This is a genomic window from Okeania sp. SIO2F5, assembly GCF_010692685.1.
GTDB lineage: Bacteria > Cyanobacteriota > Cyanobacteriia > Cyanobacteriales > Microcoleaceae > Okeania > Okeania hirsuta.
In genome coordinates this window covers 12,955-27,174 of record NZ_JAAHGU010000101.1, presented here as the reverse complement: position 1 = coordinate 27,174, position 14,220 = coordinate 12,955, and the positions used below count along the sequence as shown (strand labels likewise).

The 14,220-nt window shown below is 35.9% G+C and carries 11 protein-coding genes; 3 read left to right on the top strand and 8 right to left on the bottom strand.

Going from position 1 to position 14,220, the window contains the following annotated elements; genetic code table 11:
- Nucleotides 1-449: 449 nt before the first annotated feature.
- Together F6K27_RS23900 and F6K27_RS23895 are read right to left on the bottom strand one after the other, a co-directional pair.
- Nucleotides 450-1,502: a folate-binding protein YgfZ gene (locus F6K27_RS23900; protein ID WP_287278696.1), complete on the bottom strand. Its 1,053-nt coding sequence runs from the start codon at nucleotides 1,500-1,502 to the stop codon at nucleotides 450-452.
- Between the two features lie 451 nt (nucleotides 1,503-1,953).
- The gene (locus F6K27_RS23895) at nucleotides 1,954-2,337 is read right to left on the bottom strand and encodes a hypothetical protein (RefSeq protein WP_287278695.1); all 384 of its coding nucleotides are present in this window, start codon (nucleotides 2,335-2,337) and stop codon (nucleotides 1,954-1,956) included.
- A gap of 612 nt (nucleotides 2,338-2,949) precedes the next feature.
- Here F6K27_RS23895 and trpS point away from each other — a divergent pair.
- Entirely contained in the window at nucleotides 2,950-3,957 is a 1,008-nt protein-coding gene (gene trpS, locus F6K27_RS23890; protein ID WP_124155728.1) for a tryptophan--tRNA ligase, read from the top strand.
- Between the two features lie 430 nt (nucleotides 3,958-4,387).
- Nucleotides 4,388-5,278 carry a methylenetetrahydrofolate reductase gene (locus F6K27_RS23885; protein ID WP_287278694.1) on the top strand — a complete coding sequence of 297 codons (891 nt, stop codon included), beginning with the start codon at nucleotides 4,388-4,390 and terminating at the stop codon, nucleotides 5,276-5,278.
- A 276-nt stretch (nucleotides 5,279-5,554) separates the two neighbouring features.
- Here the strand turns inward: F6K27_RS23885 and F6K27_RS23880 are convergent, their stop codons facing one another.
- The 6 genes from F6K27_RS23880 to F6K27_RS23855 form a co-directional block, all read right to left on the bottom strand.
- Complete coding sequence (locus F6K27_RS23880; RefSeq protein WP_287278692.1) at nucleotides 5,555-5,962, bottom strand: DUF2358 domain-containing protein; 408 nt, start codon at nucleotides 5,960-5,962, stop codon at nucleotides 5,555-5,557.
- Between the two features lie 345 nt (nucleotides 5,963-6,307).
- Nucleotides 6,308-7,357: a UDP-3-O-(3-hydroxymyristoyl)glucosamine N-acyltransferase gene (gene lpxD, locus F6K27_RS23875; protein ID WP_287278691.1), complete on the bottom strand. Its 1,050-nt coding sequence runs from the start codon at nucleotides 7,355-7,357 to the stop codon at nucleotides 6,308-6,310.
- A gap of 660 nt (nucleotides 7,358-8,017) precedes the next feature.
- On the bottom strand, nucleotides 8,018-8,338 hold the full coding sequence (locus F6K27_RS23870) for a YkvA family protein (protein WP_287278689.1): 321 nt from the start codon (nucleotides 8,336-8,338) through the stop codon (nucleotides 8,018-8,020).
- Nucleotides 8,339-8,874: 536 nt separating this feature from the next.
- The gene (locus F6K27_RS23865; protein ID WP_287278688.1) at nucleotides 8,875-9,765 is read right to left on the bottom strand and encodes an alpha/beta fold hydrolase; all 891 of its coding nucleotides are present in this window, start codon (nucleotides 9,763-9,765) and stop codon (nucleotides 8,875-8,877) included.
- 172 nt (nucleotides 9,766-9,937) lie between these two features.
- The gene (locus F6K27_RS23860) at nucleotides 9,938-10,639 is read right to left on the bottom strand and encodes a phosphoribosylanthranilate isomerase (RefSeq protein WP_287278686.1); all 702 of its coding nucleotides are present in this window, start codon (nucleotides 10,637-10,639) and stop codon (nucleotides 9,938-9,940) included.
- A 333-nt stretch (nucleotides 10,640-10,972) separates the two neighbouring features.
- Complete coding sequence (locus F6K27_RS23855) at nucleotides 10,973-11,578, bottom strand: hypothetical protein (protein WP_124147800.1); 606 nt, start codon at nucleotides 11,576-11,578, stop codon at nucleotides 10,973-10,975.
- 1,064 nt (nucleotides 11,579-12,642) lie between these two features.
- On the opposite strand from F6K27_RS23855, the gene F6K27_RS23850 reads away from it, so the two are divergent.
- Nucleotides 12,643-13,845 carry a ferrochelatase gene (locus F6K27_RS23850; RefSeq protein ID WP_287278684.1) on the top strand — a complete coding sequence of 401 codons (1,203 nt, stop codon included), beginning with the start codon at nucleotides 12,643-12,645 and terminating at the stop codon, nucleotides 13,843-13,845.
- The last annotated feature ends 375 nt before the right edge of the window (nucleotides 13,846-14,220 follow it).

Below are 14,220 nucleotides of genomic sequence, written 5' to 3'. Positions count from 1 at the left end.
GTAAACAATTTCAAGCTATAAACTGTAAATTATCAATACCATTACAGACATCCTTAAAACTTTAAGGTTTAGCGATCGCCTAATTTATGAAAAATACAGCTCATACAGTTACTTTTATATTACATTGCAAATATCTATGTAACATGTAAAGATGCCAGCGCTCATTGCTATATATAGCAATGAGCGCTGGTATATTTACAAATTGCAGGAGAGGCCAAATAGCTAAAAGTCTTATATTATCAGCAATTTATTCCCCCAGATGAGCTGTTGCCTGTTGCCTGTTGCCTGCGCACAGCGCTATAGTAGCTCTAGATTCTGGTCAATCTCCTAAACCCTACACTCCTCTTGAAGGATATGTTTTTAATAAGTATATTAATGGGTGTTCAAAAGAGCGATTCGATCGCTGGAGAAAATAGTATAGTTGTCAGATTGTTTGTGCAATAAATCTCTTAACTATCAATATCTTGATGTGTCAAAAAAGGAACTTCAACAACTTCTCCTTCGACATTTCCTACTTGCACTTTTAAACCAACTCCACCTGCTTTTGTTTTGATATAAACTAAACCAAAATAATCCTCATTAGTAGTTTCCGTACAACTTGTCAGTTTCCCAACTTTTTCATCTCCAACTTTCACAACATTTCCTAATTCTGCCATCCCATTTAAACGGATTCCCCAAAGTCGTTGTTTCACACCTTTATATGTGTTTAAACGAGCAATAGTTTCTTGACCAATGTAGCAACCTTTCTCAAAAGAAATAGTATTCCATAAACCAGCTTCGAGAGGGTTATAGTCATCTGTAAGTTCATAGTCTGGTGCTGGACGACCTTGTTCTATTCTTAATTGTTGCCACAGGCGATCGCCCATAGGTACTGCTCCTGTTTCTGTTAATATTTGCCAAACTTTAGCAGCATTGTTTACAGGAACTATCAAAGTGTATCCCTCTGTTGCTAACCCACTACCAACAGTCAAGCGAACTTCTACATCTTTTAGACTTATTAACTGGTGACTAGGGTGGGGTGCATCTGGAGGAGTTATCCCTGATAATTTGGCGATGGAGTTTTTGCTTTCTGGTCCCATGAGACTAAATATGGCATATTCACTACTAATATCTTTCACTGCCACCCGGTCCATCGGAAACAGATAACGGTCAAACCACTCTATTAACTGTTGACAACGGGTGGGAGAGACTAACAATAAAACTGCATCTTCTGTTACATAAGCTGTTGCTAAGTCGATAGTACGAGCAGTGGGAGTGACGAAAACAGTCTCACAACCTTCACCTGGTTTGAGAATATTGAAATTATTCGTACTTTGGTTATGTAGAAACCGTAGACGGTCATCGTCAGAAATGTTTATTAGTCCCCAATGAGAGCGGTCGCATACAGCTACTCCCTGTTTTATTGCTTCTATTGCTTGAGTATCATTACCAAAGCTAACTGGAATTGAGTCTAGAAAAGTTGCACCATTAGATGTTTGAATATTCCGTAATTCTTGGTTCATAATTCTACTTTATTCTGTTATTTTTACTTAATAGACATAGGCGTGAAAAAGATATAGACTTTTTGTCAAAGTAGGGAATAGGGAATAGGGAACAGGGAAGATGTTTTTAGGAAAAAACACGGAAAATGATTTTTTGAGTTATTACACTCTAGTTTATAGCAAATAAAGGGCAGGTTGATTTTCTGGAGATGTCTAATACAAATAGTTATTTTGTTCTGAGAAAATGGGCGTTGGTGATTTGAGGTATGATATCTGTCCGGATCAGAGCAGGATAAAACTCCGTTCCGCTTACGCAACCAAAAAACTTTCTCCTTATACTCTTCTTTCTTCCCTCCTGACTCCTGACTCGGTTCTCCCACTCCTGGGAGGGGGAGGGGCGAGGGGTGGGTTTACTCCTAAGTAATGCGCGATTAATATCATACACGCGCTTCAGCAACACCAGAAAATGTATCTATACTGTTGGCAAATCAGCCATCATATTCTCTACCACTCTTAGAGCTTTTTCGTCAAGATGCTCCCAATTAACATTTCCTTCATCGTTGAGTAAGCTAGTATCGACTTCAACTTCTACTATTTGCTCAGAACTATGAGTAAAATGATAATTACTAAAACAAACTTGATAGCAAAGTTCCCAGATATCAATACTAACTTTTTGGTCTTGATATTCTAAATCTAATCTATACCCTGGAATTGGTTTTTCTACTTCTTGATAATCTCCTTGCCAAACAGAATTATCTAGTTTTTTGCGAATATGATCTAATAATCTGATGAAAGCAGGTTGCATTAGTAGTTCAGCTTGTCTCCAGGCAGTAATGTTATTAATTTTCGGCTTCATTTAATTTCATTCAGAAACATTAGACTTCTTGCAGAAGTCAGGGAATAGGGAATAGGGGATAGGGAATAGGGGATAGGGGATAGGGGATAGGCAATTATTTATTTCATATCTTGAATTGGTTTAATTAAAACTTTTGCAAGAGGTCTATTCATTAATATAATATTTATTGGGAATAATTATTCACATTTTGTCAATATCAGGACTTACTCATGAGGCACGAAAAACTAGGACTTGAGATTGCTTTCCGTTCCGGAATGCTCCGCAAACCCTATCAGTCACTTCGGACGGAAATAGGTTGAGGTGCGTAAGTCTTAAATATTCTATTATTGTTGATATTGTTGACAACTAAGTGACATTAACCATTGTAAACTTTTGTCTTGCTTGAAAAGAAAAATGCCGAGTTGTTTGATGATACCAATTCCCTGGAAGAAGGTAGTAGGTTATAGAAGGATGAAGGAGACAGCAATCATATAAACTTTTCCGTCAATAACTACTCCTTTTGAATTTTGAATTTTGAATTTTGAATTCTGAATTTTGACTTGGTTAAACTGAGCACTCAATTATGTTATTGTTAATTATTAATTAACATTTAATGGCTAAAGTTAAAAAGTAATGGTTAAACAGCGCGTACTCTCTGGAGTTCAACCAACTGGAAACCTTCATATTGGAAATTATTTAGGTGCTATTCGCAACTGGGTAGAGGGTCAAAAAGAATATGATAATTTCTTCTGTGTAGTAGACTTACACGCTATTACGGTACCACACAATCCAGCTACACTAACTACAGATACTTACACTATTGCAGCCTTATATTTGGCTTGTGGTATAGACCTGGATTATTCTACCATATTTGTACAATCTCATATTCCAGCTCATAGTGAATTGACATGGTTACTGAACTGTATTACTCCACTGAATTGGTTGACAGATATGATCCAATTTAAGGAGAAAGCAGTTAAGCAAGGAGAAAATGTTGGGACAGGTTTATTAGATTATCCAGTTTTGATGGCTGCAGATATTCTACTTTATGATGCAGATAAAGTTCCTGTGGGAGAAGACCAAAAACAACACTTGGAACTTACCCGCGATATTGCAGTTAGATTTAATCATCAGTTTGGTAAGGAGGAAAAGATACTAAAATTACCAGACCCTTTAATTAGAAAAGAAGGTGCGCGGGTAATGAGTTTGGCAGATGGTACTAGCAAAATGTCTAAATCTGACCCTTCAGAATTGAGTAGAATTAGTTTATTAGACCCACCGGATGTAATTACAAAAAAGATTAAACGTTGCAAAACAGACCCAGTTAAGGGTTTAGAGTTTGATAATCCTGAACGACCTGAATGCAATAATTTATTAACCCTTTATAGATTATTTTCAGGCAAAACAAAACAAGAAGTAACAGTAGAATGTCAGGATATGGGATGGGGACAATTTAAACCTTTATTAACTGAGGCAACTATTGAAGCTTTGAAACCAATTCAAACAAAATATAAAGAAGTAATGGATGATCAAGGTTATTTAGAATCTGTTTTATCTAAAGGTAGGCAAAAAGCAGGAGCAGTTGCTCATCAAACATTAGCAAAGGTCAAAGCAGCTTTAGGTTATTCTGTGCCAATTTAATAGAAATAGTTATAGCAGGGAACAGGGAACAGGGAACAGGGAACAGTTGGGAAAACATTTCCTAGTCTAAGATTTATTATCCGCATAAGTCCTAACCAATTCTTTCTTAGCTATATGTAGTTAACTACTCAGATCAAGCTCAAATTAGTAACTTATTCATTTTTATCGAGCGCAATTACCCTCAACTGAAATTAAGTGGATTAACTTATTGTAAAAGTTATTTTAAAGTTGGATAATTATGTGTAAGTAGAAGGGAAATTATAATTTATTAATGAGCAAAAAAAATAATATTTATTTGCTGTACAATTGAATATTCTGAAGTTTCCGTCGCTAATAAAAGTAAGTAGTAGTTAGTTAAAAAAGATTTTTATTTAATCTATCGAATAGTCTGAAAAAATTAACAACTTAACCACAACTAAGTAATAAATAAATGAATAGATTTCGTAATGCTGTAAAATCGGAAGAATTTTTAGTAACTGCTGAAGTAGCACCACCAAAGGGAGCTGACCCTACTCACATGATCGAGATGGCCTCAACACTTAAAGGTAGAGTTCATGCTGTTAATGTAACAGATGGCAGTCGTGCTGTTTTGAGAATGTCTTCATTGGCAGCATCAATTATTTTAAAAAATAATGGCATAGATCCAATATGTCAAGTAGCTTGTCGCGATCGCAACCGTATTGGGTTACAAGCGGATCTAATGGGAGCTTCAGCATTAGGACTTCATAATATTTTAGCTCTTACTGGCGACCCTGTAAAAGCAGGAGACCATAAAGATGCTAGGAGTGTATTTGATATGGAGTCAGTGCGTTTATTACAAATGATTGCTAAATTAAACCAAGGGATAGATTGGAATGAGAAAACTTTACCAGATGGAGCTACAGATTTATTTGTAGGAGCTGCGGTAGACCCTCAGTCCCCTAGTTGGTCTGGATTAAAAAAACGATTTGAGCGGAAATTATTAGCAGGGTGTCAATTTTTTCAAAGTCAATTAATTTCTGATTTTGATAAGTTAGAAAAGTTTATGAATCAAATTGCAGTTGATAGTAATAAGCCAATTTTAGCTGGAATATTTTTACTAAAGTCTGCCAAAAATGCTGCTTTTATTAATAAGTATGTGCCTGGAGTTGATATACCAGAACATATTATTAATCGTTTGGCAAAAGCTGAAAAACCTTTAGAGGAAGGAATAAAAATTGCTGCCGAACAAGTACAAATTGCTAGTAAGATTTGTCACGGAGTTCATTTGATGGCAATTAAGCGAGAAGATTTAATCCCTAGAATATTAGATATGGCTGAAATTTCTCCTATTGGAGAGTAAAAATCAGGAGTCAGGAGACAGGAGACAGGAGACAGGAGTGAGGGAGTGGGGGAGTAGGGGAGTGGCTCACACGGATTATGGCACGGATACACGGATAGGTCAGTAGGAACGTTGCATGCAACGTCCGTACAGGGAGTGGGGAAGTAGGGGAGTGGGGAAGAACTAAAAACAAGAATAATTAACACTAACTGGTCTTATCCATAAATTATCAATTACTATTACCTGCTCCCTGTTCCCTCCATACCTATTCCCTATTCCCTCTTTTGATAACTGAATTCAACCTTTATGAAAAAACTGCTTTAATATTTCAGTAGGTTTTCTATCCCAAGTATCTATATGCTCATAAATTAATCCATCTTGATTCAATTTATAAGTCGAATAACCATTAAAAAAAATTCTGGCTTGCCAAGGAACTCTTAATATTCCACGCACTGTCCAATTTGCCAAAATAATATTTTCTTCTGTTTGCTGAACATCGTGTAAATCAAAATAGAGTTCTGTGAAAAATAACCGACCGTGAAAGCGCAAAGTCCAAAAAATAATTCGATAATTAAACTTCCACTTGAATGTATTAACTGGGTCTTTAAAAAATATATCTTTAGTATAAATATCGTAGGAAATATCCTTTTCAAATAGAGTAGGTAAATCCAACTTTAGGGTATTAATAACTTGTTCAACTTTCACTCTAATTTTCCTCAGAAAAAATTTATATAGCGCTAGGGAATGGGGAATAAGCCATTTCAGTTATCAGTTATCAGTTATCAGTTATCAGTACCTCTGCAATAAGGAGGCAAGAAAATACGGAATTCTCTTTTTTTTATCCCCTTAAAAGGGGAAGCTTTAGACCAAGATTTTTCGGTAAGAAGAAAAAAACGAATATATATGAACTAAGATAACTGCTACATTCTATAATTTTAAAGGAACACCTCAATTCTCATATCTGATTCCTGATTGCTATATCTAGACTAAAGTCTACTTAAAAAATAGTCGGCGTAAATTGAAATAGCAGTTTTATAGCTTAACACTTTCCTAAGAACTAATATTCAAAATTCGCTTAATCTGTTTCACATATTGATAAATTTCAGGTAAACGTTTATAAATAGCAGACGCTTTCAAATAAATCTTATAAGGAACAGCAGGACTACTAGAAACCATTTCTCCAGCAGCAACATCATTATGAACACCTGCTTGAGCAGTAGCGATCACTCCATCTCCAATTTTTGCCTGATTAGCAATACCCACTTGACCTGCCAAAATCACATTATCGCCCAGTTTCACCCCACCAGCTAAACCTACCTGAGCGGCCAAAGCACAGTTTTTCCCAATTTGACAACCATGGCCAATATGCACCAAATTATCTAACTTCGTATTTTTGCCAATTCTAGTTTCTCCCACTGCAGGGCGATCGATAGTACTATTGCCACCAACTTCAACCCCATCCTCCAAAACCACTCTGCCAGATTGTTCCATTTTATACCAACCATCTTGAGTAGGCACAAAACCAAAACCTTCTCCACCAATAACCGCTCCACTATGAATCACACAACCATTGCCAATTTGACTACGTTCATGAATCGAACAGTTAGCGTGTAAAACAGAGTTATCTCCTATTTCCACATCTGGATAAATTACAACATTTGAATAAATACAAACATTATCCCCAATTTTTACCCCCGCATCAATTACAACATGAGCACCAAGATGAACATTTTTTCCTATTTCCGCTGTTGAGTGAATAACAGCAGTGCCATGAATTTCTCGAATAGGTTGAAAAGGTTGATAAAAAAGAGCGATCGCCTTGGCAAATAATAATCTCGGTTCTTTTCCAGCTACCCACTCAATACCACGTTCGCTTGCCTGGGTTTGCAGAGTCTCATCCATCGGCAAAATCAAAGCACTAGCATTTGTCGTGCCTAAATAACTGGCAAATTTTGCTCCTTCTATATAACTAAGAGTACCTACTACTGCTTCATCCACTGAGGCCACACCTGTAATATCTGGGGCCACACCATTAGTTTTTTCTAGACTACTAGCGATCGCCTCACAACCAAGTTTATTTACAAGTTCCCTAAATTTCATTATTTCCTACTCGTAGCAAATACCCTTGAACTTATACCATTTTCCCGCAAAAAAATAAACCCAAGTCCATCGTTTTTCATCAACTGGAGACTTAGGTTAAATATTCTTATTTGAAATAGTTCATAAAAATATAGTCAAATATGACATATCCTTATTTTGCAGCTTTTACCTTGACTGGGTGAACTACAACACCCTCTATCCCATAGCTAAAAGGATTTGGGACTGCTTTTTCTTTTCCTCATTTATTTGATTATCTCCCTGATTCAATTTCTACTTGGTCATAATACAGAGGCTTGGATGTAGGTTCTGATGTGTCTAGAGGTAGCGTGTCAGTCCAGGAATTTCACCCTATTAAAATCAGATCGTTGACTCTTGAGGCTATCTGATTTTCTATCATCACAGACATTGTTAGATTATGTCAATAGTTGCCCCAATTTCTGGAGACAAAAGACTATATTTGTGTTAAGTGTTTATGATACTAAAATTTTTGCTATGTATCACGCCTTCGATCCCCCTCCTGTCCCCCTTGTCAAGGGGGAAGCCAGATGTTGCTTCACTTTCTGTTGAATGGGAGTTAGGGGGAATCTCCCGTAGCATTCTTTTTCATATTTCATACAGTGAAGACAAAATAATGAAAAGCTAATTTTGCCTAAATCCAATTTATTTGACAGAAACAGCATCTACATCAACTGTGGTATCAGTAGTAGTTGAGTCTTTATCATTAATATCAGGTGCAACTGCTACATCTTTTTTACTGCGACGTAACTTGATAAATTCAACTGCCATCTGAGAAACTTCTGCCACTAAGAGAGTTACAATAGCAACATCATCAATCTGTCCGACAACTGGGATAAAATCTGGAGAGATGTCAAAAGGACTTAATACATAAGCCAATGTTCCGGCAATAATCCACCAACGATATTTAGGATTACGGATAGTATTACGATACCAAGTATATAGAGATTGAATGGAAAAACTCATTTAATTATCCTTAAACTTAAAGCTTACTTACATTTTTAATAATGGCAGAATTTTAAGCGGTATGGCAGTGTCAGTATCCACCATATTTTTTACAGAAATTTCTACACTTAAAATTAAGGAATTTTGTTATGGGAGTTTGTAGTTAACCTGTAAGCATTCAGCTATTAGCATTTCCTAGGGAATGCTGCGCAAACAGCAATCAGCTTTTGAACATATTCAAGCAATAACTTAGGTTAGGTTATAACCAATTTCATTAATAAATTTTAATTCTTCTTGGTGGATAATTCCCCTCTAGATTGTATTTTTTTATTTTGCTTTATCTAAGCAAAAAAAATGTAGGCATTCAGCTTTTAGCTGTTTCATAAATAATGAATATACGCTGCTCAGGTCAAGATTAGTTTGCGCAGCATTGCGTAGGAAATGCTTACGTTAGTTTTTTTCCAATACTTTGAATTCTCTTTAAATCTCTCAATACTAACTCCTGCTATAAAGGCAATGAATTAATGGCTGATAGCTGGTAGCTGAACGCTAAATGCTTACAAAAAATTTGTCACTCTTTGTAAATAATTTTCCCGGTCTTCTAACATAGGAAAATGAGCTGTATTTGGCATAATAGTTAATTCTATTTTTTCATTTAATTCTGCTGCTTGCTTACCCATTTCTGCGGGGATAATTTGGTCGTATTCACCAGCTACTAATAAAGTAGGTACTGTAAATTTTTTAAATTGTTCTGGCAACCATTCTGTAGCTTCTTTACTTACGGAAGTTAAAACTGTGCCATAAGCAGCATCAAAATCTGCTAATAAAAAGTCTTCTAAAAATGTACGACTAATACTATCGGGCAGAGATTTATATAAAAATCTTGCCATAAATATGCGGCTCATAAATGGAATTTGTACTAGCCATTTGGGGCGAAACATAACTACATAACGACTAAATTTATGAAAGGTTGTAAATGTTTTTTCATCATATTCAAAAATACCGCTACAAGTTAAGATTGCTTTTTCTACTCTCCCTGGATACATATTCAAAAATAAGGCAGCAATAGAACCTCCCATAGAATGAGCATTAATATAAACTTTCTCTAAATTTAAAGCATCAAGTAACATTGCTAAATCTTCTGCATAGCCTACTAATTCATATTTTTCTGTAGGATTTTTTGATGAATTTAAAAGAGTTTTTTTCTCAGTAGTAGAAGGTTGAGGTAAACATGAACGTCCAAATCCTCGTAAGTCATAAATTAAACAATCAAACTGATTAGAAAGTTCCTTAGCTGTACTTTCCCAATATCTACCAGAACCTCCCCATCCGTGGAGAAATACCATTACTGGTTTTGATTTTTCTGTGGAATTTGATGTCTTTATCCATTCATAGTAATGTTCAACGCCATTAACATTAATATAAGAAGTTTTTTCTGTTGTTTTCACCTTAACTAGCTCCTGCTTCCTGATTAAAATTTTTAATTTAGTTTTTAATTTAGTTAGAGATTATATCGAACTCTGTCTAAATTACAGCACTTTTTAGGATAGTGAGGTACAGTTTTAAAATTAATCTTTTTTCCCTACTCCCTACTCTGTACGGACGTTGTATGCAACGTCCCTACTCCCTAAAATTTTGTACCTCATCAACTCCAAAACTACTGTAATAAATCTGACTAAAAAATTTAGATAGTTTCATTTCATCTAATTTATTATTTGTTCTGACACCAGTGCAAATATCTAAACCAAAAGGAGAAACTTGTTTAATTGCTGCTGTGACATTTTCTGAGTTTAAACCACCTGCTAAATATACAGGCACATCTACTAATTCCCGGATTTTCTTACTAATATCCCAATTATGAACTTTACCTGTACCTCCTAATTGTTTAATTGGTAGATATTTATTGCCAGAATCTAATAATATTGCATCTACTAATGGAGAAACTTCAACAGCTTCTTTTACCGATTCTTCTCCTGTAACATGAATAACTTGTACAAGAGCAATTCCAGGCATAGCATCTCGCAAGTCTTGATATTTTCCTAATGTAAGATAGTCACATATTTGAATTGTATTTACCTGACACCGACGCTGTTGTTCAATAATTGATTTTACATCCTGTTTACTGGTTAATAAAAAAGTAGATACACCTGGTGGAACTATGGCAGAAATTTCTGCTATTAATTCCTCATAAATCACTCCTATTCCAGAAGGCATGGCAGAAACTAAACCTAAAGCTGAAGCTCCATAAATAATTGCCATTTTTGCTTCTTCAATACTGCTAATACAGTAAATTTTTACTCGCGGTTTTGTTGTTTGTTTCATCTAAAAAAACTAGGTCATTTCAGTTATCAGTTATCAGTACATCTGCAATAAGGAGGCTTGACATCAGGAATAGTCTCTTTTCTGTTGGTCGATGGTCGGCCAGCGAGGAGACCCGCTCTTATCAGAGCCGCTCCGAAGTACGCCATTCCACCCTACGGGAAGCTCCGAAGATCGACCGCTTTTTATCCCTTTAAAAAGGGAGGCTTTAGACCACAATTTTTAGGTAATAGGCAATAGGGAATAGATAATAGCGAAAAGAGATTAGTATTAAACTGTACCTCACTATCCGCTTAGTCAATCCTCTTCTTTTCAAAGAGAGGTAATTATTAATTATTAATTATTAATTATTGAACATACTTCACCATCTGAAAAAGTGCTTAATTCTCCATAGTTTTCTAATATTATTCTGATAAATTCTGCTGCTGTTACTGGTGAAGCTGTTTTTACTTCAATACTGTTTTGATGCAACCACCAACCTGTAGTAGTTTGGGGCGATCGCCAGATTTCCAAATGTTCTACAGATGGATGGGCATAAAAACTTTCATCCACAGTCCCCAAAAGTCCCCAACTCCAATGTGTAAAATAGTCGTGACTCACCTTATATATAGGAAAGTTTCCCTCTACAGGCATTCCCCACCCATCAATAGCAACAAAGGCTTTGACTTGTCCACCCCGTAGTTGCCAACCCCAAGCTGCTCCTACTGCTCCTACTACTCCAGCACTAAAGGCAATAAATAATAGTGGCACATTTTTAGTTAATTGGTTTTTTATCCATAAAAAGTTCAAAATGTCAATAGCAGAATAGGGAGAATAATCTTGAGTTGGACAAATTAACAACTCTCCAGATTGAGAGAGACTTTGCCAATGGACAAATAGTCCCTCCAAGAATTGCTCAGTTAGCTTTGAGTCGTGTATTCCAGGGCAAATTACTATAGTCATCTTGAAGGAAGAAGGAAGAAAGTTAGAAGTCAGGACTGACGCATAACCGCCATATATAGTAGGAAAAATGGCATTTTTCCTCTACAGATAGCGTTTTATCTAATAATTTGTGTAAGTCCTGAAGTTATAAGTTATAAGTCAAAAGTCAGAAGTCAGAAGGAAGAAAGAAGAAGGCTTTAGTTATCTGGGAGAGAACTGAAGGATGGAAAAATCTGGCCTTATCTGAGTTTTCAACTTTTGATCAAAATAATTGGGTGTAAAACGTCGCCTTTTAAGGCAAAATACAGCGCTTCCCATTGTTATAAGGTACACCCCGAAGCGAGCAAGATGCCCGCACTACAATATTTTCATCATTTACCCTGTACCTTGTGAAGTCAAAAGTCAAAAGTCATAATTCAGAAGTAAGAAGGAAGAAAGTTATAAGTTATAAGTCAAAAGTCATAATTCAGAAGGAAGAAAGAAGAAGGCTTTAGTTATCTGGGAGAGGACTGAAGGATGGAAAAATCTGGCCTTATCTGAGTTTTCAACTTTTGATCAAAATAATTGGGTCTAAAACGTCGCCTTTTAAGGCAAAATACAGCGCTTCCCATTGTTATAAGGTACACCCCGAAGCGAGCAAGATGCGCGCACTACAATATTTTCATCATTTACCCTGTACCTTATTTGCCCGAAATATGCTGTATTTTTGGAACCTTGCTCCAATCCCCTACTTCCCCTCCTGGGAGGGGTTAGGGGTGGGTTAACTTCTGACTTCGTTAAATGTCCCAAGCAAACCTTGAATATTTTATATAATCTCAATTATTGTAGTACCCATCCCCCCGGAGGGGAGTGTTAAACTAACACCAGAGTCTAATTACTCACTATTACTGTTGCACAGAAACCAATAGTGGTAGGAGTAGGTTTGAGAAAAATGTTTGTTTTTTTCAATCATATTTCAATCAAACCTATTCTCAAAAAAAGGATTTTTATACTTGTTTTTTTGACCGAGTATAAGCCAATAAATTGTTTCTGTTGTACATTCTTGTATCAAGTTAATTAATAATTCTAAAATCAAGGGAAAAAACGTGGTTACTACTCCAGAAAAAATTCAACAATCAACAGTTACTCCATCCGATAAAAAAGACAGAGTAGCAGTTTTATTAATGGGATATGGTGAAGTAGAAAGTTATGAAGATTTTGCTAATTATAACGAACAAGCATTAAATTTACTTACTGCTAAATTTGCTCCTGTTCCTACCTGGATATACCCTCCCATTGCCAAATTATTAGCTATTTTTGACTTGCATGAATGGAGTCATCAACATGGTAATTTTATTTCTCCTCATAATGCTATTTTTGAAAGTCAAAGAGCTGGAATTGAAAAAAATCTCCAAGCAAAGTGGGGCGATCGCGTCAAAGTTTTCAAAGCTTTTAACTTCTGCGCTCCCCACTTACCAGAACAAGTATTAACACAAATTAAAGCTGAAGGATTTGATAAATTATTGATTTATCCTTTGCTCGTAGTTGACTCTATTTTTACCAGTGGAATTGCCGTCGAACAAGTTAATGAAGCCTTGGTAAAATTAGCAGATAAGACCGAACATTGGATAAAAGGTCAACGTTATATTCCTTCCTTTTATAACGAACCTGATTATATTAATCTAATGGCAAAAATGGTAGAAGAAGAAATTGCTAATGATTTGGCAGTTGCTCATTTACCATCTCAAATTGGCATTGTTTTAACTAATCATGGTTGCCCTCACGAAGCTAAAGGTTTTACTTCTGGAATTGATGAAAGTCAGGCACTTTATGAGTTAGTGCGGGAACGTTTAATTAATCGTTATCCTTTAATTTCTGTAGGTTGGTTAAACCACGATACCCCACTAATTGACTGGACTCAACCAGATGCGAAAACTGCTGCGAAAAACCTCATAGAATTAGGTGCAACAGCTATTATATTTATGCCTATTGGTTTTGCCACAGAAAATCACGAAACATTATTAGATGTCGAGCATATTATTGAAGCAATACGTCGCAAGTATCCAGAAGTAACTTATCGTCAAATGCCTTGTGTAAACGATCGCCCAGAATTTTTGCAGATGGCTGCTGATTGGGCTAACCTTTATATTGAGGAGTTGTTGAGTGAGAATGCTTTAGCTGTTAATCCTTCTTTAGCAGTGGCACAAGCGAAGAAAACTCATAGTCATAGTCACGGTGGGGAGCATGGACATTCCCACGGTCATCATCACCATCACGACCACGATCATGGTCACCATCATCATCATTAGGAAGAATTTTAGGAGTCAGAATTCAGGAGTGAGAATTCAACAGGAAAATTCTGTATGAGCTGAGATTAATAAATTGGTTTAATATCAACAGGACTTTCGCAAAAAACGAAATTATACACTATTTGTAGGGGTTAACGGCCGTTAACCCCTACTATATTTGGTAGTTATGCGTAAGTCCTGTAATTTTTTCATATTCAACTTTTTAAAGCTCCTCTTTATTACTGTTCCCTGTTCCCTGTTCCCTATTCCCTGCTATAACCTAAACATAGATAAAATTAGAGATATTCCACCTATTTTGGCACTCATCAATAAGTGAGTAGCGATCGCCAATAATATCATGTCCGGATAATTAGTTATAAAAAAACTTTCTCCTTC

Coding starts and splice junctions, on each gene's coding strand:
- F6K27_RS23900 (WP_287278696.1), bottom strand. CDS start 1,502: ATGAACCAAGAATTACGGAATATTCAAACATCTAATGGTGCAACTTTT.
- F6K27_RS23895 (WP_287278695.1), bottom strand. CDS start 2,337: ATGAAGCCGAAAATTAATAACATTACTGCCTGGAGACAAGCTGAACTA.
- trpS (WP_124155728.1), top strand. CDS start 2,950: ATGGTTAAACAGCGCGTACTCTCTGGAGTTCAACCAACTGGAAACCTT.
- F6K27_RS23885 (WP_287278694.1), top strand. CDS start 4,388: ATGAATAGATTTCGTAATGCTGTAAAATCGGAAGAATTTTTAGTAACT.
- lpxD (WP_287278691.1), bottom strand. CDS start 7,357: ATGAAATTTAGGGAACTTGTAAATAAACTTGGTTGTGAGGCGATCGCT.
- F6K27_RS23870 (WP_287278689.1), bottom strand. CDS start 8,338: ATGAGTTTTTCCATTCAATCTCTATATACTTGGTATCGTAATACTATC.
- F6K27_RS23860 (WP_287278686.1), bottom strand. CDS start 10,639: ATGAAACAAACAACAAAACCGCGAGTAAAAATTTACTGTATTAGCAGT.
- F6K27_RS23855 (WP_124147800.1), bottom strand. CDS start 11,578: ATGACTATAGTAATTTGCCCTGGAATACACGACTCAAAGCTAACTGAG.